The organism is Gordonia metallireducens, assembly GCF_021245825.1.
Taxonomy (GTDB): domain Bacteria; phylum Actinomycetota; class Actinomycetes; order Mycobacteriales; family Mycobacteriaceae; genus Gordonia; species Gordonia namibiensis.
In genome coordinates this window covers 190,411-214,054 of sequence record NZ_JAJQJP010000057.1, presented here as the reverse complement: position 1 = coordinate 214,054, position 23,644 = coordinate 190,411, and the positions used below count along the sequence as shown (strand labels likewise).

Annotated in this window: 20 protein-coding genes; 11 read left to right on the top strand and 9 right to left on the bottom strand. The window is 69.6% G+C overall.

What is annotated here, in order from left to right:
• Positions 1 to 66 precede the first annotated feature (66 nt).
• Both miaB and LQD00_RS22335 read left to right on the top strand, forming a co-directional pair.
• Positions 67 to 1,605: a tRNA (N6-isopentenyl adenosine(37)-C2)-methylthiotransferase MiaB gene (miaB, locus tag LQD00_RS22340; protein ID WP_232719510.1), complete on the top strand. Its 1,539-nt coding sequence runs from the start codon at positions 67 to 69 to the stop codon at positions 1,603 to 1,605.
• Between the two features lie 43 nt (positions 1,606 to 1,648).
• Positions 1,649 to 2,266 (top strand): Rv2732c family membrane protein, encoded by a 618-nt coding sequence (locus tag LQD00_RS22335; RefSeq protein ID WP_232719461.1) that lies wholly within the window; start codon positions 1,649 to 1,651, stop codon positions 2,264 to 2,266.
• A gap of 44 nt (positions 2,267 to 2,310) precedes the next feature.
• Here the strand turns inward: LQD00_RS22335 and LQD00_RS22330 are convergent, their stop codons facing one another.
• Positions 2,311 to 3,675 (bottom strand): DUF349 domain-containing protein, encoded by a 1,365-nt coding sequence (locus LQD00_RS22330; RefSeq protein ID WP_232719460.1) that lies wholly within the window; start codon positions 3,673 to 3,675, stop codon positions 2,311 to 2,313.
• 214 nt (positions 3,676 to 3,889) lie between these two features.
• Here LQD00_RS22330 and LQD00_RS22325 point away from each other — a divergent pair, with 214 nt between their 5' ends.
• From LQD00_RS22325 to hflX, 4 genes are read left to right on the top strand one after another with little or no spacing between them, the layout of a single operon-like run.
• Positions 3,890 to 4,624, top strand: a complete 735-nt coding sequence (locus tag LQD00_RS22325; RefSeq protein WP_232719459.1) for a class III extradiol ring-cleavage dioxygenase family protein — start codon at positions 3,890 to 3,892, stop codon at positions 4,622 to 4,624.
• Positions 4,621 to 5,538 carry a tRNA (adenosine(37)-N6)-dimethylallyltransferase MiaA gene (miaA, locus tag LQD00_RS22320; RefSeq protein WP_232719458.1) on the top strand — a complete coding sequence of 306 codons (918 nt, stop codon included), beginning with the start codon at positions 4,621 to 4,623 and terminating at the stop codon, positions 5,536 to 5,538. The genes LQD00_RS22325 and miaA overlap by 4 nt, the downstream gene beginning before the upstream one ends.
• A gap of 36 nt (positions 5,539 to 5,574) precedes the next feature.
• Positions 5,575 to 6,477: a diaminopimelate epimerase gene (gene dapF, locus LQD00_RS22315; RefSeq protein ID WP_232719509.1), complete on the top strand. Its 903-nt coding sequence runs from the start codon at positions 5,575 to 5,577 to the stop codon at positions 6,475 to 6,477.
• A gap of 51 nt (positions 6,478 to 6,528) precedes the next feature.
• A complete protein-coding gene (hflX, locus tag LQD00_RS22310) occupies positions 6,529 to 7,986 on the top strand; it encodes a GTPase HflX (protein WP_232719457.1) in 1,458 nt (485 codons plus the stop codon).
• Positions 7,987 to 8,021: 35 nt separating this feature from the next.
• On the opposite strand, the gene LQD00_RS22305 is transcribed toward hflX, so the two are convergent.
• The 4 genes from LQD00_RS22305 to LQD00_RS22290 form a co-directional block, all read right to left on the bottom strand.
• Positions 8,022 to 8,282 carry an HPr family phosphocarrier protein gene (locus tag LQD00_RS22305; RefSeq protein WP_232719456.1) on the bottom strand — a complete coding sequence of 87 codons (261 nt, stop codon included), beginning with the start codon at positions 8,280 to 8,282 and terminating at the stop codon, positions 8,022 to 8,024.
• 74 nt (positions 8,283 to 8,356) lie between these two features.
• A complete protein-coding gene (locus tag LQD00_RS22300) occupies positions 8,357 to 10,414 on the bottom strand; it encodes a PTS fructose transporter subunit IIABC (RefSeq protein ID WP_232719455.1) in 2,058 nt (685 codons plus the stop codon).
• 69 nt (positions 10,415 to 10,483) lie between these two features.
• Positions 10,484 to 11,443: a 1-phosphofructokinase gene (pfkB, locus tag LQD00_RS22295; protein WP_232719454.1), complete on the bottom strand. Its 960-nt coding sequence runs from the start codon at positions 11,441 to 11,443 to the stop codon at positions 10,484 to 10,486.
• A complete protein-coding gene (locus LQD00_RS22290; RefSeq protein ID WP_232719453.1) occupies positions 11,440 to 12,210 on the bottom strand; it encodes a DeoR/GlpR family DNA-binding transcription regulator in 771 nt (256 codons plus the stop codon). The genes pfkB and LQD00_RS22290 overlap by 4 nt, the downstream gene beginning before the upstream one ends.
• Before the next feature lie 150 nt (positions 12,211 to 12,360).
• Between LQD00_RS22290 and LQD00_RS22285 the strand changes: the two genes are divergently transcribed.
• The gene (locus LQD00_RS22285) at positions 12,361 to 14,034 is read left to right on the top strand and encodes a putative PEP-binding protein (RefSeq protein WP_232719452.1); all 1,674 of its coding nucleotides are present in this window, start codon (positions 12,361 to 12,363) and stop codon (positions 14,032 to 14,034) included.
• Positions 14,035 to 14,038: 4 nt separating this feature from the next.
• Here the strand turns inward: LQD00_RS22285 and lexA are convergent, their stop codons facing one another.
• Complete coding sequence (gene lexA, locus LQD00_RS22280) at positions 14,039 to 14,746, bottom strand: transcriptional repressor LexA (protein WP_232719451.1); 708 nt, start codon at positions 14,744 to 14,746, stop codon at positions 14,039 to 14,041.
• 240 nt (positions 14,747 to 14,986) lie between these two features.
• On the opposite strand from lexA, the gene LQD00_RS22275 reads away from it, so the two are divergent.
• Together LQD00_RS22275 and nrdR are read left to right on the top strand one after the other, a co-directional pair.
• On the top strand, positions 14,987 to 15,523 hold the full coding sequence (locus tag LQD00_RS22275) for a LysM peptidoglycan-binding domain-containing protein (RefSeq protein WP_232719450.1): 537 nt from the start codon (positions 14,987 to 14,989) through the stop codon (positions 15,521 to 15,523).
• A 99-nt stretch (positions 15,524 to 15,622) separates the two neighbouring features.
• Positions 15,623 to 16,111 carry a transcriptional regulator NrdR gene (nrdR, locus tag LQD00_RS22270; RefSeq protein ID WP_232719449.1) on the top strand — a complete coding sequence of 163 codons (489 nt, stop codon included), beginning with the start codon at positions 15,623 to 15,625 and terminating at the stop codon, positions 16,109 to 16,111.
• Here nrdR and hrpA read toward each other — a convergent pair.
• Positions 16,085 to 20,071 carry an ATP-dependent RNA helicase HrpA gene (hrpA, locus tag LQD00_RS22265; RefSeq protein ID WP_232719448.1) on the bottom strand — a complete coding sequence of 1,329 codons (3,987 nt, stop codon included), beginning with the start codon at positions 20,069 to 20,071 and terminating at the stop codon, positions 16,085 to 16,087. The two genes, nrdR and hrpA, sit on opposite strands and share 27 nt — an antisense overlap.
• A 22-nt stretch (positions 20,072 to 20,093) precedes the next feature.
• Between hrpA and LQD00_RS22260 the strand changes: the two genes are divergently transcribed.
• Positions 20,094 to 21,371 (top strand): aminotransferase family protein, encoded by a 1,278-nt coding sequence (locus tag LQD00_RS22260; RefSeq protein ID WP_232719508.1) that lies wholly within the window; start codon positions 20,094 to 20,096, stop codon positions 21,369 to 21,371.
• A 75-nt stretch (positions 21,372 to 21,446) separates the two neighbouring features.
• On the opposite strand, the gene LQD00_RS22255 is transcribed toward LQD00_RS22260, so the two are convergent.
• Entirely contained in the window at positions 21,447 to 21,980 is a 534-nt protein-coding gene (locus LQD00_RS22255; RefSeq protein WP_232719447.1) for an alkyl hydroperoxide reductase, read from the bottom strand.
• A 14-nt stretch (positions 21,981 to 21,994) separates the two neighbouring features.
• Positions 21,995 to 22,582, bottom strand: coding sequence for a peroxiredoxin (locus tag LQD00_RS22250; RefSeq protein WP_005197337.1), 588 nt, complete (start codon positions 22,580 to 22,582; stop codon positions 21,995 to 21,997).
• Between the two features lie 126 nt (positions 22,583 to 22,708).
• Between LQD00_RS22250 and LQD00_RS22245 the strand changes: the two genes are divergently transcribed.
• Positions 22,709 to 23,641, top strand: a complete 933-nt coding sequence (locus LQD00_RS22245; protein ID WP_232719446.1) for a hydrogen peroxide-inducible genes activator — start codon at positions 22,709 to 22,711, stop codon at positions 23,639 to 23,641.
• Positions 23,642 to 23,644: the final 3 nt, after the last annotated feature.

Below are 23,644 nucleotides of genomic sequence, written 5' to 3'. Positions count from 1 at the left end.
CGGTACCGGTCACGCCGAGTCGGCGATTTGCGTCGGCACCGTACCCTGGTAGGAGTGAGTATCGAGTTGTCGGATCGGCCTGACGAGGCTGCATCAGCCCAGTCACCCCGCAGCTACCAGGTTCGAACCTACGGCTGCCAGATGAATGTCCACGACTCCGAACGCATCTCCGGCCTCCTCGAGGACGCGGGATATGTGCGTGCCGGCGAGGACGACGACGCCGACCTGGTCGTCTTCAACACCTGCGCGATCCGCGAGAACGCCGACAACAAGCTCTACGGCAACCTGTCACACCTCGCACCGGTGAAGTCACAGCGCCCAGGCATGCAGATCGCCGTCGGCGGCTGCCTCGCGCAGAAGGACAAGGACACCGTCATCTCCAAGGCGCCGTGGGTCGACGTCGTGTTCGGCACCCACAACATCGGCTCGCTGCCGGCGCTGCTCGACCGTGCCCGCCACAACGAGGAGGCGCAGGTCGAGATCCTCGACTCCCTGGAGCGCTTCCCGTCGACACTGCCCGCCAAGCGCGACTCGGCCTACTCCGGCTGGGTGTCGGTGTCGGTGGGCTGCAACAACACGTGCACCTTCTGCATCGTGCCGTCGCTGCGCGGCAAGGAGGTCGACCGCCGTCCCGGTGACGTGTTGGCCGAGATCAAGGCACTCGTCGACCAGGGCGTCGTGGAGGTGACGCTGCTCGGACAGAACGTCAACGCCTACGGCATGTCCTTCGCCGATCCCGACCAGCCGCGCAACCGCGGCGCCTTCGCCGAACTGCTGCGTGCCTGCGGCGACATCGAAGGGCTCGAACGGGTCCGGTTCACCTCACCGCACCCCGCCGAGTTCACCGACGACGTCATCGAGGCGATGGCCGAGACCCCCAATGTGTGCCCGCAGCTGCACATGCCGCTGCAGTCCGGCTCCGACCGCATCCTGAAGGCGATGCGACGCAGCTACCGCCAGACCAGGTTCCTCGGCATCCTCGACAAGGTCCGCGCTGCGATGCCGCATGCGGCGATCACCACCGACATCATCGTCGGGTTCCCGGGGGAGACCGAGGAGGACTTTCAGGCGACCCTCGACGTCGTCGAACGTGCCCGGTTCTCCAGTGCCTTCACCTTCCAGTACTCGCCGCGCCCCGGTACCCCGGCCGCGACGATGCCCGACCAGGTGCCCGCCGACGTCGTCGGCGAGCGCTACCAGCGACTCATCGCGCTGCAGGAACGAATCTGCTTGTCGGAGAACGAATCCCTGACCGGCACCGAGGTGGAGCTGCTCGTCGTCGCCGACGAGGGGCGCAAGTCCGCCGAGACCCGGCGCATGACCGGTCGCGCGCGTGACGGACGCCTGGTGCACTTCGCGCCCGGCGACACCGCCGGCATCCGCCCCGGCGACGTGGTCCACACCGTGGTCACGGCGGCCGCGCCGCACCACCTGATCGCCGACGCCGGGGTGCTCTCGCACCGTCGCACGCGTGCCGGCGACGCCTACGAGCAGAGCCGCACACCCACCACCGCCCCCGTCGGCGTGGGCCTCGGCCTCCCGACCATCGGCGCCCCCGCCCCCGTCCCCGCGTCCGCCGACGCCGGATGCGGTTCCTGCGGTTAGCGCGCGCGCCACACCAGACCCACTCGTGAGAAGAGGCGATGACATGTCCGAGAACCCGGACCGCACACCCGGCGCTTCCGAGAAGGATGCGTTCAAGGAGTACGAACAGGACCTGAGAAAGGCCGAGCGCAAGGTCGCCGGTGAGATCGACCCCGGCGCACGCGCGGTCGTCGTGGCCATCGCCGTCCTGCTGGCCATGGTGTCGCTGGTCCTGCCGCACACCGGCTCGGTGACCGGCCTCGAGGTGCTGTCCTTCGCGCCGGAGGCCGCGGCCGAGCGGGTCACCATCGTCTCGAAGATCTTCGTCTACCTGGTCACGATCTTCGGCATCGTCGTCTCGATGCTCGCACTGCTGACCCGCCGCTGGATTCTGGCGTGGATCGCGTTGTGCGGCTGTGCCATTGCATGCGTGGCTGGGATGCTCGCCTGGTGGTCGCGCAACACCCCCGGCGTCGGTGGCGTCCAGCCCCCGTCGGGCGTGGGCATCGGACTGGTCCTCGGTTGGATCGCGGTCTTCGTCCTGACCTTCCACTGGTCACGCGTGGTGTGGGCGCGCTCGTCCTACCACCTGGCGATGGAGGCCGAGCGTCGCCGACAGGCCGCCGAGCAGGAGGCCTACGCCTCGGCGCTCTACCACAAGGACCCCGAACAGCCGAAGTAGTCGGCGGCCCGGGGTCCTCGGGTGGTCGGTGGTGGCGGGTTCGCTCAGCGGTCGGTGACGGCGCTGTGCGCGGCCTCGGCCCATTCACGCCACTGCGCGGCCTGTTCACGCAGCGACGCCGCCTCGCGGTCCTTGCCCTTCTCGGCGGCCTTGCGGGCCTGCTCCTCGAACTGCGCGGCACGGTCGGCGAACTGCGCGGCACGCGCCTGGGCCTCCGGGTCGGTGCGCTGCCACTGGGCGTCCTCGGCATCGCGGATGCGCTTCTCGATGGCCCGCGCGCGTCCTTCCAGGGAGTGCATCTGATCGCGCGGGACCTTGCCGATCTCGTCCCACTTGTCGCGGAACGACCGGAATTCACGACGCGCCGCCTCGAGATCGGCAGCCGGGTCGATGGCCTTCTCGGCGGCCTCGAGCAGCGCGATCTTGGCGGTGGCGTTGGCCGCGAACTCGGCGTCGCGTTCGGAGGTCGCGGCGTTGCGGGCGTTGAAGAACACGTCCTGGGCGGCCTTGAACCGCTGCCAGAGGGCCTCGTCGGTGTCGCGGGGCGCGCGACCGGCCGCCTTCCACTCACCCAGCAGCTCGCGGAACTTGGCCGAGGTGGGGCCCCAGTCGGTCGACGACGACAATTCCTCGGCGCGGGCGATCAGCGCTTCCTTGCGTTCCTTCGCCCCGGCGCGCTCGCGGTCGAGTTCGGCGAAATGGGCGCCCCGGCGGCGGTTGAAGGCATCGCGGGCCTTGGCGTAACGCTTCCACAGGGCGTCATCGGTCTTGCGATCGATGCCCTTGATGGTCTTCCACTCGTCGAGGATCTCGCGAAGCCGGTCGCCGGCGCCCTTCCAGTTGGTGGCCTCGGCACCGATCTGCTCGGCCTCCGCGGCGAGGGTCTCCTTGCGGGCGATGGCGGTGGCGCGGGTCTTCTCGCGCTCGGCGCGCAGCGACTCGGCGACCTCGTCGGCGGAACCGACGATCGCTTCCAGACGACGCTGAAGAGCGGCGACATCGCCGATGACGTGGGCGTTCGGCAGGTCGTCGAGCAGGTGCTTGGCGGCGGCCTGGGCCTTGCGCGGGTCACCGGACCGCGCGCTGAGACGTTCCTCGAGGATCTCGACCTCGGTCGCGAGGTCATCGAAGCGGCGTGCGAAGTGGGCGAGCCCCTCTTCGACGGTGCCGGCCTGCCATTGGCCGATCTCGCGTTCGCCGTCGGCGGTCTTGAGCCACACCACACCCGAGGAGTCGATGCGACCCCATCGGTGCGGGTCGCCGGCACTGATGTGCGTGATGACGGGTTCGTGCGTTCCCGGTCGTGGACCGGGCTTGGGGCGCGGACCGGGTTTGGGGCCGGGTGTCGGGACCGGAGTGCTCGTCTGCGGCGCCTCGGTGGCCGTGGAGGGGTCGGTCGGGTGGGTCATCTGCACATGTCCTGCCGCTCAGTGGTGCCGCGCGTCACGGCTGCCGGTCGCTGGGTCGGTTCTCGCGGGGCATCGTAACGCCCCGGCGACAGCCGACAGTACGGATCCATTCAAGCAGTTCAGGCGCATGCATGTGGTGTGCGCGGCGACTTACCGGAATCCGTGTCGGGGTTCGGGCGTCGGTCGCGATGTCTGGTTCGACTAGCGTCGTGGTGTGCTTGCGGCCGTCGTCTTCGTACCGAGTGCCCCGTTGCTGGTACCCGAATTGGCCGGTCCGTCGGCGTTCGACACCGAACCCGTGCGATCGGCGGTGCGGGATGCCCTCGCCGGCGCGGCGTCGACCGGGATCGATCGCTGGGTCGTCCTCGGCGCCTCCGACGACCCGGTGACCGGCCGGGTGGAGGAGTCGGGGTCCGGCAGCTTCGCCCGGTTCGGGGTCGATGTCCGGGTGAGCGTGAGCGATCGGACCGGCCCCCGGATGAGCCTGTCCGCCCTGATCGGCGCCTGGCTGCGGGAGTGGGCGTCGCTGGGGCCGACGAGCACGTGGATCGTCGGTCGGGAGACCTCACCCGCCGAGTGCGCGGACATCGGTGCGGATCTCGGCGCACGACTGGGGCAGTCCGCGGATCGGATCGGCCTCCTGGTCGTCGGCGACGGCTCGACCGCGTTGACCCCCAAGGCGCCGGGCGGTGGCCGACGGGATTCTGCGGTCGCCCTCAATGACTCGATCGTCGCGGCGCTCGGTGCCGCCGACATCGGCGCTCTCTTGGATCTCGAAGCGGCTCCCTGCGACACCGAGGGGGTCGGCGGCCGGGTCGCGTGGCAGGTCGCCGCCGCCGCGGTGGAGAGCTGCGGTTCCGGCGTCGTGGCGAAGACGAGCTACGCCGACGCCCCGTTCGGGGTCGGTTACGTCGTCGCCACGTGGGCGGTTTCCGGTGACCGGTCATGAGCGACCAGCCGGCACCGCGGACGATCATGGTCGTCGGCCCGACCGCATGCGGTAAATCCGACCTCGCCCTCGACCTCGCCGGGCGTCTGGGCGGGGAGATCGTCAACATCGACGCGATGCAGCAGTACCGCGGCATGGATATCGGGACCGCCAAGGTGCCGCTCGACGAACGCCGGGGCATCCCGCACCACCAGATCGACGTCCTCGACGTGACCGAGGTGGCCACCGTCGCCCGATACCAGCAGGCCGCGACCGCCGACGTGGAGCGACTCCTCGACGCAGGCCGTGTACCGGTGATCGTCGGCGGCTCGATGATGTACATCCAGGGGCTGCTCGACAACTGGCAGTTCCCGGCAACCGATCCCGAGGTCCGCGGCCGGTATGAGGAGATGCTCGCCGAACGCGGCGTCGCCGAGATGCACCGGCTGCTCGCGGCGGTCGACCCCGCCGCTGCCGCAACGATTCTCGACACCGACGGCCGGCGGATCGTCCGCGCGCTGGAGGTCGTCGAACTCACCGGGCAGCCGTTCGCGGCGTCGCAACCGGCGATCGGCGAACCCCGGTGGGGAACCGTGATCCTCGCGCTCGACCGGGAGACCGCCGAGCTCGACGACCGGATCGCGCGTCGCACCCGGCTGATGTTCTCCACCGGGCTGGTCGACGAGGTCGAGGGCCTGTGCGCGGCCGGGCTGCGGGAGGGCCGCACGGCCTCGCAGGCGATCGGTTACAAGCAGGTGCTCGCCGCCCTCGACGGCGAGTACGACATGGCCCAGGCCGAGGAACTCACCTTCATCGGCACCCGCCGGTACGTGCGCAGGCAGCGGTCGTGGTTCCGACGCGATCACCGCGCCGTCTGGCTCGACGCCGCGGCCCCGGATCTCGTCGATCGGGCCCTCGAGGCCGCCGCCGTCTGAGGTCCACGGAGAACGCTCGGCGTGAGAAGTAGTCTGGTGCGCGTGAGTTCTCATCAGACCGGTCTGCGTTTCGTCAAGGGTCACGGCACCCAGAACGATTTCGTCGTGCTCGCCGACCCGGCCGCCGAGCTGTCGCTCGACGCCGAGATGGTCGCGGCCCTGTGCGACCGGCAGCGGGGCATCGGGGCCGACGGTCTGTTGCGCGTGGCGCGCACGGGTGCGCTCGTCGAGCGCGGTGTGCTCGACGCCCTGCCCGACGGTGTCGGCGCCGACGACTGGTTCATGGACTATCGGAACGGCGACGGTTCGATCGCCGAGATGTGCGGCAACGGCGTCCGGGTCTTCGCGCACTTCGTCCGCGCGACCGGACTCGCCGACACCGACACCTTCCCGGTGGGCTCGCGCGCCGGGGCCCGGCCGGTGATCATCCACTCCTTCGACGACGTGCACGCCGAGGTCACCGTCGAGATGGGCATCGCCCGCCTCGACGGCACCTCCGTCGTGCGCATCGGCGACGACATCTACCCGGGCGCCAAGGTCGACGTCGGGAACCCGCACCTGGCGTGCGTGGTGGCCGACCTCACCGCCGACGCCCTCGCGGCCGTCGACTTCACCGCCGGCGTGGTCATCGAGGCCGACGACTTCCCGAACGGGGCCAACGTCGAACTGCTGACCCCGCCGGTCGAGGACGTCGACGGGCGTCTGTACGCGCGGATGCGGGTCTTCGAACGCGGCGTCGGAGAGACCCGGAGCTGCGGAACAGGCCTGGTCGCAGCTACGCGCGCCGCTCTCGACGCGCGCGGACAGGACACCGGTGAGCTGCGCATCGGCATCCCGGGCGGGGAGGTCACGGTGACCATCCGGACCGACGGCTCGACGCTGCGCGGCCCGTCGATGCTGGTCGCCGACGGCGTCCTGCGACCCGGCTGGGACCGCTGAGCCGATAATCACGTGCTCAGCACGGCCGTGGCGTGAGACCATGGATCCCGTATGACCGAATCATCAGCACAGATCCTGTCCGACGCGGACCTCGACGATCGCCCCGGTGACCTCCACCGTGACGACGATCCGACCGTCGGCGAACTCCAACTCTCCGAGCGTGCGTCACTGCAGCGCGTCGCCGGACTCTCTACCGAACTCACCGACGTCACCGAGGTCGAGTACCGGCAGCTCCGCCTCGAGAAGGTGGTTCTCGTCGGTGTCTGGACCGAGGGCAGCGCCGCGTCGGCCGAGGCCAACATGGCCGAGCTCGCCGCGCTCGCGGAGACCGCTGGTTCGCAGGTCCTCGACGCGCTGATCCAGCGCCGTTCCAAACCGGACTCGGCCACCTACATCGGTAGCGGCAAGGCCGAGGAACTCCGCGAGATCGTCCTGGCGACCGGGGCCGACACCGTCATCTGCGACGGTGAGCTCACGCCCGCCCAGCTGACCGCGCTGGAGAAGGTCGTCAAGGTCAAGGTGATCGACCGGACCGCCCTGATCCTCGACATCTTCGCCCAGCACGCCACGTCCCGTGAGGGCAAGGCGCAGGTCTCGCTGGCGCAGATGGAGTACATGCTCCCGCGTCTGCGCGGCTGGGGTGAGTCGATGTCCCGGCAGGCCGGTGGCCGCGCGGGCAGCAACGGCGGTGTGGGTCTGCGTGGTCCCGGTGAGACCAAGATCGAGACCGACCGCCGGCGCATCCGTGAGCGGATGGCCAAGCTGCGCCGCGAGATCCGCGACATGAAGAAGGCACGCACCACCAAGCGTGCCGCCCGCAACCGTTCGGCGATCCCGTCGATCACCGTCGCCGGCTACACCAACGCCGGCAAGTCGAGTCTGGTCAACGCCATGACCGGCGCGGGTGTCCTGGTGCAGGACGCGTTGTTCGCGACCCTCGACCCGACGACACGACGGGCCACGCTCGACGACGGGCGGGCCGTGGTCTTCACCGACACCGTCGGTTTCGTGCGCCACCTGCCCACGCAGCTCGTCGAGGCGTTCCGGTCGACGCTGGAAGAGGTCGTCGACGCCGATCTGCTCCTGCACGTGGTCGACGGATCGGATCCGTTCCCGATGGAACAGATCTCGGCGGTGCGCCAGGTCATCAGCGAGATCGTCGCCGAGGAGAAGGCGGAGGCACCGCCGGAACTGCTGGTGATCAACAAGATCGACGCGATCGACGGCAACCGGCTCACCGAGCTGCGCGGCGCGGTCGGTGCCGACGCGGTGTTCGTCTCGGCGCGCACCGGCGAGGGACTGCCCGAGCTGTTCGACCGTGTCCGAGAGTTCGTCGGCCGCGAGGATGTCGAGCTCACCCTCGAGGTCCCGTTCTCCCGCGGCGACATCGTCTCCCGGATCCACAGCGAGGGTGAGGTCCTCACCTCCGAGCACACCGAGTCGGGTACGACGATGAAGGTCCGCGTCCCGGCCGCTTTCGCGGGCGAGATCGCGGACCTCACGGTCTAGCTGTCAGTCGGCGTCCGGAGCAGCCGGCTTCTGAATCAGTCGGCGTCGAGGTCGGTCTCGACGAGGGTGACGATCTTGTCGAGGGCCGCCTGGTCGTCGGCGGTGACCACGACCCTGGTGCCCTTCTCGGCGCCGAGCGTCATGATCATCAGTGCAGAACCGGCGTCGACCGTGTCGCCGCCCTCGAGTCCGAGGGTCACGGTGCTGCCGGTGTCGGCGACGGCCTCGGCGATTATCGTGGCCGGGCGGGCGTGCAGGCCGACGGCCGATCCGACGGTGGCGGTGGTGCTGGGCATGGTGCCTCCTGTGTTGCTGATTGCTTGTCTGATGTTTGTTCGTCGGTGTGTGGGTGTTCGGCGGGGGCCGGACTTCAGGCTGCCACGGCCTCGAGATCGGCCGCGGCGATCTCGCGGGTCCTGCCGAACTGCTTCGCCGCGATCACCACGACCGCGCTCAGGACGGTGCCGGCGAGCAGGGCGACGAGGAACAGCACCCAGTTGTTCATGGCGAAGAAGACGAAGATGCCGCCGTGCGGGGCGCGGAGCTCGACACCGAATGTCATGATCAGCGCGCCGGACAGGGCGCCGCCGGCCATCATCGACGGGATGACGCGGAACGGGTCGGCCGCCGCGAACGGGATGGCGCCCTCGGAGATGAACGACGCACCGAGAAGCCATGCGGCCTTGCCGTTCTCGCGTTCGGGTTCGGTGAACAGGCCGGGCCGCAGCACCGTCGCGAGCGCCAGCGCGAGCGGCGGGACCATGCCGGCGCACATGACCGCGGCCATGATCTGGAACTGTGCGGGACCTGCGGTTGCGGCGTCGGCGATGCCGGCGGTGGCGAACAGGTAGGCGGTCTTGTTGACCGGGCCGCCGAGGTCGAAGCACATCATCAGGCCGAGCACGATGCCCAGGACGACGGCCGATCCGCCGGACATGCTCTCGAGTCCGGAGTTCATCTGCTCGGTCAGCCAGGCGAGCGGCTTGCCGAGGACCAGGTAGAGCAGGCCGCCGACGATCAGGCTGCCGAACAACGGGATGACCACCACCGGCATCAGTCCGCGGGCCCACTGCGGAACCGGGAGTCGCGAGATCCACAGGCACGCCGCGCCGGCGATCAGGCCGCCGATGAGCGCGCCGATGAAGCTGGCTCCGACGGCGAGCGACACGATGCCCGCGACGAAACCGGGTGCGATGCCGGGACGGTCGGCGATGGCGAAGGCGATGTACCCGGCGAGGACGGGGACGGCGAGTCCCATCACCCCCGACCCGATCGCGAAACTCACCGCACCGAGGTACTGGAGGAGACCCCCGGAGGGGAGATCCCAGAGGCTGTTGTTGAGGGCGATGAAGGCGGCGTCGTCGAGGGAACCACCGGCGTCCAGGGTGCTGTTGGCGATCTCGTAGCCCGCCAGCAGGAAGCCCAGGGCGATGAGCAGACCGCCTGCGGCGACGAACGGGATCATGTAGCTGACGCCGGTCATGAGTGCCTGGCGGGTGCGCGCGGCCAGTCCGACACCCGACGAGGACCCGGCCGCGGCGGTGTCGGTGCCACCGTCGTCGGTCACCCGCGCCGCATCCGGATTCTGTCCGGCGGCAACGGCTTCGGCGATCATCGTGTCGGGCTCGTTGATGGCGCGTTTGACGCCCGAGGCGATCACCGGCTTGCCGTGGAAGCGGCCCTTGCCCTTGACCCCGATGTCGGTCGCGAAGATGACGGCGTCGGCGGACGCGATCACCTCGGGATCGAACGGGGTGGTGGCCGAGGAGCCCTGGGTCTCCACCGCGAAGTCGACGCCGGCGCGTTCGGCGGCGTACTTCAGTGCGTCCGCGGCCATGTAGGTGTGCGCGATCCCGGTGGGGCAGGCGGTGATCGCGAGGATGCGCGGCCGGTTCTCGGTGGGCTTCTCTGCGGGCGTCGCGGCGTCGGCCGTGGTCTCGGCAGTCGCCGGGGGAGTGGCCTTCTTCTTGGCGTCGGGGTCGACGGCGTCGGTGACCAGTTCGATGACGCGGTCGTCGGTCTCGGCCTCGCGGAGGGCTGCGACGAAGTCGGGGCGGACGAGCGAGCGCGCCAGTGAACTCAGCAGTTTCATGTGCGCGGCCGCACCGCCCTCGGGGGCGGCGATGAGGAAGACGAGATCGGCCGGGCCGTCGGGTGCGCCGAAGTCGACCTTGCGGGACAGGCGAGCCATGGCGAGGCTCGCCGACGTCACCGACGCGGTGCGTGCGTGCGGGATCGCGATGCCACCGGGAAGTCCGGTGGCGGACTTGGCCTCCCGTTCGAGTGCGGCGCGGGCCAGGTCGGCGGGATCGGTGGTCCGTCCGGCAGCGGCCAGAGCATCGGCGAGGGTGGTGATGACGGCGGCGGGGTCGGCGCCGGCGTCGACGTCGAGACTCACCGTCTGCGCGGTGATGATCTGCTCGGTCATGAGATGTCCTTCGGCAATGGAGGGTTGGTGTGGTGCGGGTTCTGCTGGGGGCGTGGGATCGGGGTCATCTCATCGGCCGGCCCCGGAGAGTTCCGTGACCGTGACCCCGGACAGGTCGAGGTGGGCGGGGGTGGGGGCGGCGGTGCCGGCCAGCGCGGCGGCTGCCGAACCGTAGGCAACAGCGGACCGCAGGCATTCCGGAGCGGAAGCACCGCGTGTCCGGGCGATGAGGAAGCCGGCCAGGGACGAGTCACCCGCACCGACCGTGCTGCGCGGGACGATCGGTGGTGGGGTCGCACACCAGGTGCCCGCGGCGGTGGCGAGGACGGCACCCCGTGCTCCCAGCGTTGCCAGGACGCTGCCGCCGATCTGCTCGACGAGGTCCTGTGACGCGGTCACGACCGGCCGGAGATCGTTGCGGGACAGGGAATCACGGAGCTCGGCGGCATCGGCGCCGGTGAGCTCGGCCAATTCGTCCTCGTTGGGTTTGATCAGGTCGACGCGTCCGGCTGCGGCGGCGCGCAACGGTGCTCCCGAGGTGTCCACGGCCACCCGGCATCCGGCGGTGACCAACGCGTCGGCCACTGTCCGGTACCAGTCCTCCGGCACGCCGGGCGGAAGCGATCCGCACAGCGTGACCCAGTCCGCACCGTTCGCGTGGGTCCGTATCAGAGCGGACAGCGACTCGAGCTGAGCTGCCGTCAGGGTCACGCCCGGCGCGTTGATCTTGGTGGTGGTGCCGTCGGATTCGGCGATGGTGACGTTGGAACGGACCTCGCCGTCGACGGGGACGGCGTCGTAGGGGAGCCCGAGGTCGTCGAGCGCGGCGAGCAGGGGGTCGCCGGCGCGAGCGGGCAGCAGGGCCCGGGTCAGGAGTCCGGCGGCGGCGACGGTGCGGGCGACGTTGACGCCCTTGCCGCCCGGTTCGGCGCGGACGATGCCGGCCCGCTGGACCTCGCCGCGTCGCAGCGGGGTGGCGAGTTCGAGGGTCCGGTCGACGCTCGGATTGGCGGTGACGGTGAGGATCACGCGATCACGACCTCGACGCCGCGGGCCGACAATGCGGCGGAGAACTCCGGATCGATGCCGGAATCGGTGATGAGGACATCGATGTCGTCGATGCCGGCGAAACCGGACAGCTCCTCGCGCTCCATCTTCGAACTGTCGGCGAGGACGACGACGCGTCGGGCCGCGGCGACCATCGCCGACTTCACGGCCGCCTCGTCGGGGTCGGGGGTGGACAGTCCGTGCGCCTCGCTCAGCCCGTTGGTGCCGATGAACGCGGTCGTCACGCGGAGGCGTCCCAGGGCGGCGACCGTCTCGGCGCCGACCGTCGCCTGGGTGAGCCCGCGGACGCGACCGCCGAGGGCGTGGAGACCGTCGGCGTGGTGGCCCGCGAGCAGCCCGGCGATCGGGAGGCTGTTGGTGACCACCGTGAGGTCGCGGTCGCGCGGCATGGCCTCGGCGGCCCGGAAGGTGGTGGTACCGGCGTCGAAGAGGACCGACCCGCCGTCGGGCGGGAGGAAGCGGAGAGCGGCACGGCCGATCGCGGCCTTCTCCTCGGTCTGCTCCGTCTCACGCTCGTCGATGCCGAGTTCACCGATCACTCGCAGGACCTCGGGGCGGACGGCGCCGCCATGGACGCGCTGCAGGTGCCCGGCGCGTTCGAGGACCGCGAGGTCGCGGCGGACCGTCTCACTCGTCACGTCGAACTTCGCGGCGAGCTCGGCGACCGAGGCGCGTCCTGCGACGCGCACTTCCTCGGCGATGGCCTGCTGTCTCTCCTCGGCGTACACACCGGCTCCGTTCTGATCGTTCCCGTGGCTCGTGTCCGAAGGCCCTGATTGACTTCGTCAATGTGGGAACATGTTGCTTTGCGTGTTGTAGTAACTGTGTTTACGCCTGTTTGTGTTGACAAGTCAAGAAGAATTTGTAACCGTGGTCACATGACGCAGAATCTGACGGGGACGCCGGTCGTCGGTGGTGTGGCTCTCGGGCCCGCGCTCTGGCCGGGACGCCGACCCGACCACTCCGCGGAGGCGCTGAGCGCGGGCGTCGAGATCGCCGAGGACCAGCGCGCCGCGGAGGCCGAACGGTTCACCGCCGCCGCGGCTGCGGTCGCCGCGCGTCTGCGTGAGCGTGCATCCCAGAACACCGGTGTCGCCGCCGAGGTCCTCACCGCCACCGCCGGACTCGCGGAGGATCGCGGGTGGATCGGTGCCGCCTCGGGACTCATCGCCAAGGGGGCCTCGGCCCCGTCGGCAGCGGTCGCCGCCACCGAACAGTTCGCCGCCGTGTTCACCAAGCTCGGTGGACTCATGGCCGAGCGCGTCACCGATCTCAACGACGTCCGCGACCGCATCCTCGCCGAGCTGTTGGGCCTGCCCGAGCCCGGAGTGCCCACGCCGGATGTGCCGTCGGTCCTGCTCGCCGACGACCTGGCGCCCGCCGACACCGCGGGGCTCGATCCCGCCACCACCATCGCGCTCGTCACCCGCCTCGGCGGGCCCACCAGCCACACCGCGATCATCGCCCGGCAGCTCGGCATCCCGTGCATCGTCGCGGTCCCCGGCCTGGACGAGATCGATTCGGGCACGGTGATACTCGTGGACGGGACAACCGGTGAGGTCGTCGTGGAACCCGATGACGCCGCAGCGCGCGCCCGCGTCGACGAGCACACCCGTCAGGCGGCTCTGGTCGCGGGCTGGTCGGGTCCGGGACGCACCGCCGACGGTGTCGAGGTGGCGATCCTGGCCAACGTCGCCGACGGGTCGTCGGCCCGCGCGGCCACCGACCATGCGGTGGAGGGTGTCGGACTGTTCCGCACCGAACTGGCCTTCCTCGAACGCGCCGACGAACCGACGGTGGAGGAGCAGGCGGACATCTACCGCGAGGTCCTCGACGCATTCGGCGGCCGCAAGGTCGTCATCCGCACCCTCGACGCCGGCTCGGACAAGCCGCTGCGCTTCGTGAACCAGCCCGAGGAGGCCAATCCGGCTCTCGGTGTTCGCGGCGACCGGATCGCCCTGGCGCACCCCGAGATCCGCGCCCACCAACTCGACGCCATCGCGCGCGCCGCCGAGGGCTCCGAGACGAGCCCCTGGGTCATGGCGCCGATGATCGCCTCACCGGCCGAGGCGGCGGCCTTCGCCGCGCAGGTGCGCGAACGGGGACTGACCGCCGGGGTCATGATCGAGGTCCCCGCCGCCGCGATCCTCGCGCCGGCGATCCTGTCCGAGGTCGATTTCGTCTCGATCGGCACCAATGACCTCACGCAGTACACGATGGCCGCCGACCGGATGTCGGCCGACCTCGCATCCCTGACCGATCCGTGGCAGCCGGCCGTCCTGCACCTCATCGCGACGGTCGCGCGGGCCGGACGGGATCAGGGGAAACCGGTGGGCGTGTGCGGCGAGGCGGCGGCGGACCCGATCCTCGCCTGTGTGCTCGTCGGACTCGGGGTGACCTCGTTGTCGAGTGCTCCGGTGGCGGCCGCTGCGGTCGGTGCCCGGCTCGCCGGCGTCACGCGAGCAACCTGCGAAAACGCAGCGGCAGCCGCGCTCGCCACCACCGATCCGGCTGCGGCTCGCGCGGCTGCCGCCGCGGTCCTCGAGAGCTGAGGGGTCAGATTCGCCGCATCACGGTGACGACCTTGCCGAGGATGACGGCCTCGTCGCCCGGGATCGGGTCGAACAGCTCGTTGTGCGGCATCAGCCAGACGTGACCCTTCTGGCGTTTGAAGGTCTTGACCGTGGCCTCGCCGTCGATCATCGCGGCGACGATGTCACCGTTGTCGGCCACGTTCTGCTGGCGGACGACCACCCAGTCGCCGTCGCAGATCGCAGCGTCGATCATCGACTCGCCGACGACCTTCAGCAGGAACAGCGAACCCTCGCCGACGAGCTCGCGGGGGAGCGGGAACACGTCCTCGACGGCTTCTTCTGCGAGTATCGGACCACCTGCGGCGATCCGGCCGAGCACCGGCACGAAGGTGGGCTCGGGCAGCGCGCCACCGGTCGGTGACGTGGGCGTCGGCGGCTCGCTCGGCGCGATGTTGACCGCCCGCGGACGATTGGCGTCGCGTTTGAGCAGGCCCTTGCGTTCGAGTGTCCGCAGCTGATGGGCGACGGAGGAGGTCGAGGTGAGACCCACCTCGTCACCGATCTCACGGATGCTCGGCGGGTAACCGCGTTCGCGCACGGATTTGCGGATCACCTCGAGTACTCCGCGCTGCCGCGGCGTCAGCGAGGCCTCGGCCGCCGCTATGTCTGCCGGGGTGACGGGCTCGTCGGCGCCCCGCGCTCCGGTGCGCTTACCGCCGTCATCGCTCATGATCGGGCTTCCTCTCGATTTCCGAACGTGCTGGTAGATCGCTTGTCTGCCGACGACCCTAGCCCAGAATGCCGACCGCATCAAACATTTGTTCGACGTGTCGCGAGACAATTGTCGGAGTGCCGTGCTACAAATTCGAACATCAGTTCATCGAACAGGTGATCGACACTCGAACAGTTCGAACGCCGACGACGCAGTCGGACGCACGGACAGAGTTCGACCGGAAACACGGAGGGCACCATGCGCACCGCCACTCTCATCGACCCCGTCCGCTCCACCGATCCGGTCCGCGGTGACATCCTGGAACGTCCGCGCCCGATGCGCCGCGGCGACGGCCGCCGTCCCGCCGACGGCCGCCCGGTGCCCGAGTCGGTGGTTCGGGTCCGTCGGGTCGCCTCCACCCAGTGCGCCTCGCCGGTCGGCCTGCGCGGTCGTGGACCCGTCGTCCCGGCCCAGCATCCCGCGCAGCCCGCCCCCTCGGCGGTCATCCGCCGGCGCCGGCGCACGGCGACGGCAATCCTGGCCGGCGTCGGACTCGCCCTGGCGGTGTGGGTCATCGCGGTCGTCGGGCAGAACTACGCCGCAACGGTCACGCCTTCCTCGGTCGGCACCGAGGTCGTCCACGTGCGCTCGGGCGACTCGCTGAGCACCATCGCATCACGCGTCGCCCCGGAGATGCCCCGCGAGGCGGTCGTCGACGAGATCATCCAGCTGAACGACCTCCCGTCCAGCGGCCTTCGCGTCGGCCAGCCCCTCCTCGCCCCCCGGTATCACTGAGCGCGGGCGGTATCCTCGATGTCACAGGGACCGGCCGACTACCGGCCTGGCATGCGGCCCGGCTGCATCAGAGTGTCCCGTGACCTGCGTGAGGATACGATGCGCTGCCCCTTCTGCAAGAACGACGACACCAAGGTCATCGACTCGCGTGTCGCTGATGAGGGGCAGGCCATCCGGCGTCGCCGCTCCTGCGTGGAGTGTGGGCGACGCTTCTCGACCGTGGAGAGCGCAGTGCTCGCGGTGGTCAAACGCAACGGGGTCACCGAACCGTTCAGTCGCGAGAAGGTGATGCGGGGCGTCCGGCGCGCATGCCAGGGACGCCACGTCGCCGAGGACGCGCTGGCACAGCTCGCCCAGCAGGTCGAGGACACGGTACGTGCCAGCGGATCGGCCGAGATCCCCAGCAACGAGGTCGGACTCGCGATTCTCAAGCCGCTGCGCGACCTCGACGAGGTTGCCTACCTGCGCTTCGCGTCGGTGTATCGCTCGTTCGACTCCGTCGAGGACTTCCAGCGCGAGATCGACGACCTGCGTTCGGCGTCGTCCGATTCCGGAAAGGCCTCAGCCGAGTCGGTCAAGAGTTCGTAGGACCCGCTTCTCCGACACCGGGTACGCGGTACCGAGTCGCTCGGCGAACAATCCCACCCGCAGCTCCTCGACGAGCCACTGCGCCTCGTCGTTGACGACCGCCTTCCGGTGCTCGGGCACCTGCGTCAGTCGCTGGGCCCACCGCTCGGTCACCCGGTCGACGACGGCCACTCCGGCCTGGTCCCGGGCCGCGGAGGCCGGCAGTGCCGTCAACCGGGCTTCGGCCGCCGCGAGATAGCGCGGCACGTTCTCCAGATGTCGTCGCGCGGTGGCGGCGATGAAGCCGTCGAAGACGAGATTGTCGAGCTGTTCGGCGACGTCGTCGGCTGCGAGTGAACCGGCATGACGGTCGATCGCGGCGCGTACCGGCGCCACCCACCCGAGGGATTCGACAGCGAGAGAGAAATACTCCGGCGCCGATTCGGAGATCCGCGGCCGCAGTTTCTCCGTGAGCGCGCGGAACGCCTCGGGTGAGCGCACCGCGGACAGCGTGCCGGCGTCGAGGCCCGCGACGACATCGCGGATGGCGCGGCGTGTGCAGTCGGCCAGCAGCGCATCGAGATCCGGGTAGGGACTCTGACTCAACGCGAGTCGGCCCGCCGCCCCGAGTGAACCGGCGACCCGTCGGTGCAGCGGCGGGATCGCGAGGTCGAGCAGTGCGACGATCCCTCTCTCCGCCAACCGATCACGGGTCTGCTCCGAGGCTGCGTCGATCACGACCACCCCGCGGGTTCGCCCGGCATCGTCGGTGATCGCGTCGATTGTCGGGTAGCGGGTGAGGCGCTGTCCGGCGATGTCGACGGTCCGCTGGGCGGCGAGCGTGCCGATGCCCTCGTCGGTCCAGGTGCGGTACAGGGTGCGCTTCACCGTCTTCGTCGCGGCGGGGGTGCCCGCACGCTGGAGTTCGGCGATGGAATCGGCACGCGCGGTGATCTTTCCGGCGTCGTCGACCACCGCGAAGTGCATCCTGAGGTGGGCCGGAACCCGGTCGACGTCGAAATCGGCTGCGGTGACCGTCATCTGCGTGATCGTGGTGAGCTCGCGTGCGAGCCCGACCGTGAGCGGTTCGCTCCGGGGTGTGAGGCGCGCCAGGGCCAGCTCGGCGAAACGCTGTGCCGGGGACATCGACTTGCGCAGCTGCTTGGGCAGCGACTTCACCAGTGCGGTGGCCAGTTCCGTCCGCATGCCGGGCACCGACCAGTCGAAACCCGCCGAGCGCACATGGGGGAGCAGAGCGCGCGGGATGATCACGGTGACACCGTCATCGGGTGCGCCGGGTTCGAACCGGTAGCGGAGTTCGAATCGTGTGTCGCCCTGTTGCCAGGCACCCGGGTAGTCGGTGGGCGCGGCCTCGGTGCTCGCCGCGACGTCCTCGGGCTTCAGATCGAGCAGAGCCGCGTCAGAACGTCGGGCCTTCTTCCACCACGTGTCGAAGTGCCGTGCGGAGGTGACCTCGGGGCCGACGCGCTTGTCGTAGAACTCGAAGAGCTGATCCTCGGTGATCACCAACCCGCGCGTGCGCATGCGGTTCTCGACGTCGGAGGCCGCTTCGAGCAGGGCGCGGTTGCGTTCGAAGAACGGGTGCTGGGTACGCCAGTCGCCCTCGACGAGGGCATGGCGGATGAACAGTTCGCGGGAGACGACCGGGTCGATGGGGCCGTAGTCGACGCGACGTTGCGCGACGAGTGTGACGCCGTACAGCGTGACCCGTTCGTAGGCCATCGCGGCACCGCGCTTCGACGACCAGTGCGGCTCGCTGTACGTGCGTTTGACCAGATCGCCGGCCAGCTTCTCCGCCCACAACGGATCGATGCCGGCGACCGTGTGCGCGAACAGGCGAGAGGTTTCGAGGACCTCGGCGGCCATGATGAACGACGGCGGCTTCTTGGCGAGCGGGGACGCCGGGAAGATCATCAGGGTCGTGTTGCGGGCCCCGGTGAACTCGCGGCCCTCGGTGTTGCGCGCGGCGATGTTGGACAGCAGACCCGAGAGGATGGCGCGGTGGACCGCGTCGGCGTCGACCTCGGGGAGGTCGGAACCGGCCGGACTCACCGGCCAGTCGAGGTCCTTGACGATCTCGGTGAGCTGGCGATGCAGGTCGCGCCATTCCCGGATGCGCAGGAAGTGCAGGAACTCCCGTTCGCACATCCGCCGGAACTTGCTGCTGGACAACTCCTTCCGCTGCTCCTCGAGGTAGCGCCACAGCTCGACGTAGGCCAGGAAGTCCGACTGCGGCACGACGAAGCGACGGTGGGAGGCGTCGGCGGCCTCGCGATGCTCGGCCGGACGTTCGCGGGGATCGGGCAGCGACATCGCGGAGGCGATGACCAACAGGTGGTCGAGACAGCCGAGTTCGCGGCCGGCGATGAGCATCCGGGCGATCCGCGGATCGACGGGGATACGGGACATCGAGCGGCCGACGGGGGTGAGGCGCGGCGGACCGCCCTCACGGCTCACCGTGATCGCACCGAGCTCGGCCAGCACGCCCATGCCGTCGCGGATGGCGCGGTCGTCAGGCGGCTGCACGAACGGGAAGTCCGCGATCTCACCGAGTTTCAGCGAGGTCATCTGGAGGATGACGGCGGCGAGGTTGGTGCGCAGGATCTCCGGATCGGTGAACGCGGGCCGGGCGTCGAAGTCGTTCTCGCTGTAGAGCCGAATACACACGCCGGGGGCGACGCGACCGCATCGGCCGGCGCGCTGGCGGGCGCTGGCCTGCGAAACGGGTTCGATGGGAAGCCGGTTGACCTTGGTGCGGGTCGAGTACCGGCTGATGCGGGCCGTGCCGGTGTCGATGACGTAGCGGATCCCGGGCACCGTGACCGAGGTCTCGGCGACGTTGGTGGCCAACACGATCCGGCGACCGTTGGACGGGGCGAAGACCTTCTGCTGGTCGGCGATCGACAGCCGCGCGAACAGCGGGACGATCTCCGCGCCGCCGTTCCGGCCGGATCCGGTCCGACGCTTCAAGGCATCCGCGGTCTCGCGGATGTCGCGCTCGGTGGGGAGGAACACCAGGATGTCGCCGCGGCCACCGGCCCACAGTTCGTCGATCGCGGCGTCGATGCCCTGGATCTGGTCGAGGTCGGCGTGCTCGCCGCCACCGGTGTCGTCACCGCTGTCCGGGCGTTCCTGCAGACTCAGCGGCCGGTAACGGATCTCGACGGGGTAGGTACGACCCGACACCTCAATCACCGGGACCGATGTCTCCGGAGTGCTGAAATGCCGTGCGAAACGGGCGGGTTCGATCGTCGCCGAGGTGATGATCACCTTCAGGTCCGGTCGCTGCGGCAGCAGCCGTCGCAGATAGCCGAGGATGAAATCGATGTTGAGGCTGCGCTCGTGGGCCTCGTCGATGATGAGGGTGTCGTAGCGCCGCAGCATCGGGTCGGTGGCGATCTCGCGGAGCAGGATGCCGTCGGTCATCACGCGGATCAGGGTGTCGGCGCCCGAGCGGTCGGTGAACCGGACCGAATAGCCGACCGCGTCACCGAGTTCGGTGTCGGTCTCGTCGGCGATGCGCTTGGCCACCGAGCTCGCGGCGATACGTCGCGGCTGGGTGTGGCCGATCGTGCCGCGGATACCGCGGCCGAGTTCGAGGCAGATCTTCGGCAGCTGCGTGGTCTTGCCGGACCCGGTCTCGCCGGCGACCACCACGACCTGGTGGTCCCGGATCGCGTCGGCGATCTCCTCGCGGGCAGCCGAGACGGGGAGTTCGTCGGGGAAGCGCAGCACCGGCACGGTGGCCCGTCGACGGTCGAGGCGGCCCCGGGCCTTCTCGACGTCGGCGACGAGTTGTCCCCATTTACGCGGGTCGGGGGTGCGGCCCAGTTTGTCGACCCGGCGGCGTAGACGGTGCGCGTCGAGGATCGCGACCTCGTCGAGCGAACGCTGCAGTTCGGAACGGGAGATGCCGGGCTGAGGATCTCGCGGGGCTGGATCTGGGGACTCGACCGACATGATGACTCCAGGATATGGGTCGATGCGGGGAGCGCTCACCTCGCCCGGCATCATGGTGGGCATGTCTGAAACTTCTGGTGCTCTGTGGCACGGCTTCGCCGACATGGGTGCGGTGACCGCGAGTGGACCCTTCGTCGTGACCAAGGGCGAGGGGACCCGTATCTGGGACCGCGACGGCAAGGAATACATCGACGCGACCGCCGGTCTCTGGTTCACCAACGTGGGCCACGGCCGCACCGAGATCGCCGACGCGGTGTCGCGTCAGCTGGGCACGATCGCGCACTACTCGAACTTCGGTGACATCGCGAGCGACGTCACGCTGCAGCTCGCCGACGAGCTGGCCGCGATCGCGCCGGTGCCCGGGTCGAAGATCTTCTTCACCTCGGGCGGCAGCGACTCGGTCGACACCGCGGTCAAGCTGGCCCGCCGCTACTGGGTGGAGCAGGGCAAACCCGCCAAGCGCGTCGTCGTCAGCCGGACCAAGGCCTACCACGGCATGCATGCCGCGGGTACGTCGCTGGCGGGCATCCCGCTCAACCACGACGGCTACGGCGAGCTCATGCACGACGTGCAGAACGTCGACTGGGACGACGCGAAGAGCCTGCTCGGTCTGATCGAGCGGGTCGGCGCGGAGAACATCGCCGCGTTCTTCTGCGAGCCGATCATCGGCGCCGGTGGCATCTACCTGCCGCCGGCCGGATACCTCGACGAGGTCCGCGCCATCTGCCGCGATCACGACATCCTGTTCGTCGTCGACGAGGTCGTCACCGGCTTCGGCCGTATCGGCGGCGACTCGTGGTTCGCCTCGGCGCGCTTCGACCTCCAGCCCGACATGATCACCACCGCCAAGGGCCTCACCTCCGGCTACGTGCCGATGGGTGCGGTGTTCATCGCCCCGCGCGTCGCCGAGCCGTTCTTCGCCGGAGGTGTCTGGTGGCGCCACGGTTACACCTACGGCGGTCACGCCGCCGCGGCGGCCGCCGCGCTGGCCAACCTGGAGATCATCCGCCGGGAGAATCTGCTCGCCGAGGCGTCGCGCCTCGAGGGCGACCTCGCGACGGCGCTGGCCCCGCTGGCCGACCTCGACGCGGTCGCCGAGGTGCGCACCGGCCTCGGTGCGGTCACCGCGGTCCAGCTCGCCGACCCGGCCACCGCGCCGGCCGCGGTCCTTAAGCTGCGCGAGCACGGCGTCAGCACCCGTGCCGCCGGCCAGGGCGCGCTGCAGATCTCGCCCTCGTTCGTCATGTCGACCGACGAGGTCGGTGAGATGGCCGACCGCATCCGCGCCGCGCTGAGCTGACGGGCCGAACACTGTCGGACACGACGAAGCCCGGCTACCGAAAGGCAGCCGGGCTTCGTCGTATGTGTTGCCCGATCAGGCGTTCGCGAGCACCTCGGTGGTGGCGATGGCCTGGGCCACGCCGGCCACGATCGAGGCGACCTTGAGGGCCTCGAGGATGGCCTCGCGGTCGACGCCGGCCTCACGGAGGGTGTTCTCGTGGGCGGCGACGCAGTGCCCGCAGCCGTTGATCGAGGACACGGCGAACGACCACAGCTCGAACGCGGCCTTGTCGACACCGGGGTTGCCGATGATGTTCATCCGCAGGCCGGGACGCAGGTCGTCGTACTTGCCGTCGAGGAAACCGCGACCGCGGTAGAACACGTTGTTCATACCCATGATCGACGCGGCACCGAGTGCGGCGTTGTAGGCCTCGGCCGACAGGTTGTCAGCGGCCTCGTCGGCGATCTCGGAGAGCACCTTGGCACTCTTGGTGGCGGCTGCGGTCGACAGCAGGGTGCCCCACAGCTGCTCCTCGTTCAGCGCGGTGGTGCGGCTGATCGAACCGAGGTTGAGCTTGAGGTCCTTCGCGTACTCCGGAAGTGCTTCCTTGAGGTTGTCGATGCTCATCGTGATCTCCTTCTCTAGACGCCCGAGGTCATGAGCTCGCCGGCGTTGATCGTCGGGTCGCCCTTCTTCCAGTTGCAGGCGCACAGTTCGTCGGACTGCAGGGCGTCGAGGACGCGCAGGACCTCGTCGACGTTGCGGCCCACGGAGCCGGCGGTGACCGACACGAACTGGATCTCGTTGTTCGGGTCGATGATGAAGGTGGCGCGGTCGGCGACACCGTCGGCGTTGAGAACGCCTGCGGCGGTGGCCAGCTCGCGCTTGAGGTCACTCATCATCGGGAACGGCAGGGTCTTCAGGTCCTCGTGCTGTGCACGCCACTGGAAGTGGACGAACTCGTTGTCGACCGAGGCGCCGAGCACCTGGGTGTCACGATCGGCGAACTCGTCGTTCAGCTTGCCGAATGCGGCGATCTCCGTCGGGCACACGAAGGTGAAGTCCTTCGGCCAGAAGAAGACGACGCGCCACTGACCGGGGTGGTCGTCGGAGGTGACGGTGGTGAAGTAGTCGTCGGGCTGCTGGGCGTTGACCTTGCTGAGGTCGCCACCGATCACGGCGGTGAGGTTGTAGGCGGGGAACTGGTCACCGATGGTGAGCAGGGCCATGTATCGCTCCTTCAGCTGAGGGGGTGTACCGAAATTGCGCGCGAAAGACTTTCGCGACGTACGAGTACTATCGTGCCGGAAAATCGGCAAAAGCGAAACGTGATTAGTAGCACTACACTGATAACCATGCCCGATAAAACTTATCAGCCCACCATCGCCGGCCTGCGCGCGTTCGTGGCCCTCGCCCAGCGCAGGCACTTCGGGTCTGCCGCGGCGGACCTGGGAGTGAGTCAGCCGTCGCTGTCCCAGGCCCTTTCGGCGCTCGAGACGGGTCTCGGCGTGACACTCGTAGAGCGGACGACCCGTCGGGTCCTGCTGACCCAGGACGGCGAGGAATTGCTGTCGCGAGCGATGGCAGCCGTCGATGCCGTCGACGAGTTCACCGCCGCGGCCGCGGGTGCCGGCCAGCCGCTGCACGGTGCCATCCGGCTGGGCGTCATCCCGACGGTCGCGCCCTACGTGCTGCCCGCGGTGCTCCGCGGACTCGCCGACAAGCTGCCGGACCTCCGGCCCCGTGTCGTCGAGGAGCAGACCGGGCGGCTCGTCGAACAGCTGCGGGGCGGCACCCTCGACGTGGCACTCCTGGCGCTGCCGCTCGACGTCCCCGGTATCGCCGAGGTTCCGCTCTACCGTGAGGATTTCGTCCTCGCCCTGCCGGCCGGGCACGCCCTCGCCGGCAAGCGGCGGGTGGACCCGAGCGCACTGGCCGACCTGCCGTTGCTGCTTCTCGACGAGGGGCACTGTCTGCGTGACCAGGCGCTGGAGGTGTGTGCGCTTGCCGGGGTCCGGCCCGACCTGGGACAGACGCGCGCGGCGTCCCTGACGACGGCCGTGCACTGCGTCGTCGGCGGGCTCGGGGTGACCCTCATCCCGCAGACCGCGGTCGCCTCGGAAACGGCTTCGGGAGACCTGGCGATCGCCACCTTCGCCTCGCCGCGGCCGGGGCGTCAGATCGGGGTCGTCTTCCGCCGGTCCGCGCGCCACGACGACGCGTATCGAGAGCTCGCGACGATCATCTCGGAGATCGTCGCCGACACCGGCGCGGTCACGCCGGTGTGAGGG